At 69.2% G+C, this 3,406-nt stretch carries 2 protein-coding genes; one reads left to right on the plus strand and one right to left on the minus strand.

Going from position 1 to position 3,406, the window contains the following annotated elements:
• Positions 1–1,330: WS/DGAT/MGAT family O-acyltransferase (locus QH283_RS11050; protein ID WP_280502926.1), on the minus strand; the 1,330-nt coding region annotated here is incomplete at its 3' end.
• 330 nt (positions 1,331–1,660) lie between these two features.
• Between QH283_RS11050 and secA the strand changes: the two genes are divergently transcribed.
• Positions 1,661–3,406: preprotein translocase subunit SecA (gene secA, locus QH283_RS11055; RefSeq protein ID WP_280502927.1), on the plus strand; the 1,746-nt coding region annotated here is incomplete at its 3' end.

The raw sequence follows: 3,406 nt of genomic DNA on the forward strand, positions 1-3,406 counted from the left end.
GCCCGTAGTAGACCCGCCCGTCGTAGGACGTGATCCCGATGCTCGAGGCCTGATTGCGCAGCAGCGGCGACACCGCGTACATCTCCAGCATCCGCGCGCCGCCGATGTACATCGGCCGCTGCGGACCCGGTGCGTTGGTGATCACCAGGTTGAACGTGTGTTCTGCGAACGTACTCGCCGCCCGCACGCTCACCGCGTGCAGGCTCGCCGGGGCGAAGCCGGACAGGTGCACCAGCGTGCGCGCCCGCACTCCGCGCCGCAGCCCCGCGTTGGCCTCGTTGGCGTGCGCGATGTGCTGGAGCCGGATCACCGGGTTCGGCTCGCCGACCGGCAGGTCGATCAGGAACGAGGACACCTCGCTGGCGGGCGCGGGGCGGTCGGCGCCGTCGTCGTCGACATAGACCGACATCGGCACCACCGCGCGCAGGGTGCTCGACTCCACCAGCCCCGCGCCCCGCGACAACAGCCAGTTGCGCAGCGCCCCGGTGACCACGGCGAGGATGACGTCGTTGAGCGAGCAGTCGAAGTGCTTGCGGATGCGGCGATGGCTGCCGAGGTCGGTGTTCGCGGTGGCGAAGCGCCGGTGCCGGGAGGTGGGCGCGTTCAGGGGGCTGTCGGGCGCGCCGATGGCCACCGTGCGCACCGCCGAGACCATCGAGTCCAGCGCCCGGGTCGCCGCGCCGACCATGGCGAACGCCTCGGCGCTGCGTTCACGAGCCACGGTCATCGCCTCGCGCGGGCGGGCCGCCAGCCGGGTCAGCGCACCGACCAGCAGTTCCACCTCGGTCGGCTCGCGCGGCGGCTCCCACAGCAAGTCGGCCAGCTCCCGCGGCGACGGTGTGGTGTCGAGGATGACGTGGCCGATCTCCAGTGCCTCGTCGCCGTCGACCAGGGCGGCGTGGGTCTTGGTGAAGATCGCGCTGCGCCCGCCCGCCATGCCCTCGATCAGATACATCTCCCACAGCGGCCTGCTCTGGTCCAGCGGTCGCGAGGCCAGCCGGGCGACCAGCTCGTGCAGCTGGTCCTCGGTGCCGGGGCTGGGCAGCGCGGAGCGGCGCACGTGATAGCTGATGTCGAATGGGCTGTCCTCCACCCACACCGGTTTGCCCAGCGAGAGCGGGATCTCGCGGACCTTCCAGCGATAACGCGGGACCAGCGCGAGCCTGCTCTCCACCAGATCGATCAGGGCTTCGTAGTCCAGCCCCGCGGCGGCGCCGGAGTCGGTGCCGTCGGGACCGGCCAGGATCGCGAGGGAGCCGATGTGGATCGGGTTGCTGCTCGACTCCAGCCGGTAGAACGCCGCGTCCTGCGGCGTCAATCTGGTGATCACGCTGCCAGTCGCTCCTTTCGATACTGGTGACGCCCGACACCGCCGGTCACGCGACACCCGGTGGCGCGACCGTCGGCGCGAGCGGGCCGCGGCGGCGTTACGGTGGCACGATGCCTCGATTCGATCACAGGGGGCACCCGCCTGCATAGCACTGCGCGGCGGTGGCCCGCCCGCGGTTCTGCCCGGCGGGCGCGCACTGTGTCGGCGGTAGTGCACGCACTGTGCCCAGGTAGCGCGACTACCATGAGTTCGAGCCGCGGATTCCGCCGAACTCGGCGGAGCCCGACGGGGGGACCAACACGACACCCGACCAGAGGACTGAAAAGACCCGTGCCTGCGCTTTCGCTTTCGAGGTTGCTACGGATCGGTGAGGGTCGCACCGTCAAGCGGCTCGCTCATCTCGCCGACGAGGTGATCGCGATCGGCCCGGACTACGAGGATCTGACCGACGCGGAGCTGCGGGCGAAGACCGAGGAGTTCAAGCAGCGTTACGCCGACGGCGAAACCCTCGACGACCTGCTGCTCGAGGCCTTCGCGGTGGCCAGGGAGGCGTCTTGGCGGGTGCTCAACCAGAAGCACTACAAGGTGCAGATCATGGGTGGCGCCGCGCTGCATCTGGGCAACATCGCCGAGATGAAGACCGGTGAGGGCAAGACCCTGACCTGTGTGCTGCCCGCCTACCTGAACGCGCTGTCCGGCGAGGGCGTGCACGTGGTCACGGTCAACGACTACCTGGCCAAGCGCGACGCCGAGTGGATGGGTCGCGTGCACCGCTTCCTCGGCCTCGAGGTCGGCGTGATCCTCGGCGGCATGACCCCGCCGCAGCGGCGGGTGGCCTACCACGCCGACATCACCTACGGCACGAACAACGAGTTCGGCTTCGACTACCTGCGCGACAACATGGCGCACTCGCTCGACGACCTGGTGCAGCGCGGCCACAACTTCGCCGTGGTCGACGAGGTCGACTCCATCCTCATCGACGAGGCCCGCACCCCGCTGATCATCTCCGGCCCGGCCGACGCCTCCTCCAAGTGGTACGCGGAGTTCGCCCGCATCGCGCCGCTGCTGAAGAAGGACCTGCACTACGAGGTCGACATCAAGAAGCGCACCATCGGCGTGCACGAGGCCGGCGTGGAGTTCGTCGAGGACCAGCTCGGCATCGACAACCTCTACGAGGCGGCCAACTCGCCGCTGGTCAGCTACCTGAACAACGCCATCAAGGCCAAGGAGCTCTACCAGCGCGACAAGGACTACATCGTCCGCGACGGCGAGGTCATCATCGTCGACGAGTTCACCGGCCGCATCCTGGTGGGCCGCCGCTACAACGAGGGCATGCACCAGGCCATCGAGGCCAAGGAAGGGGTGGAGATCCAGCCGGAGAACCAGACGCTGGCCACCATCACCCTGCAGAACTACTTCCGCCTCTACAACAAGCTCTCCGGCATGACCGGCACCGCCGAGACCGAGGCCGCCGAGCTGCACCAGATCTACAGCCTGGGCGTCGTCCCGATCCCGACCAACCGGCCGATGCAGCGCATCGACCAGTCGGACCTGATCTACAAGTCCGAGGAGGCCAAGTTCAACGCGGTGGTCGACGACGTGGCCGAGCGCCACGCCCTCGGCCAGCCGGTGCTGATCGGTACCACCAGCGTGGAACGCTCGGAGTACCTGTCCAAGCAGTTCACCCGGCGCGGCATCCCGCACAGCGTGCTCAACGCCAAGTTCCACGAGAAGGAAGCCGAGATCATCGCCGAGGCGGGTCGCCCCGGCGCGGTCACCGTGGCCACCAACATGGCGGGCCGTGGCACGGACATCGTGCTCGGTGGCAACCCCGACATCATCGCCGACCTGCTGCTGCGCAAGCAGGGGCTGGACCCGGTGGAGACCCCCGAGGAGTACGAGGCGGCCTGGTTGCCCACCCTGGAGAAGGTCAAGGCGCAGACCGAGGCCGACGCCGAGGCGGTCCGCCAGGCGGGCGGCCTGTACGTGCTCGGCACCGAACGCCACGACTCCCGCCGCATCGACAACCAGCTGCGCGGCCGCTCCGGCCGCCAGGGCGACCCGGGCGAGTCCCGG

Source organism: Nocardia farcinica (genome assembly GCF_029867845.1).
GTDB lineage: Bacteria > Actinomycetota > Actinomycetes > Mycobacteriales > Mycobacteriaceae > Nocardia > Nocardia farcinica_A.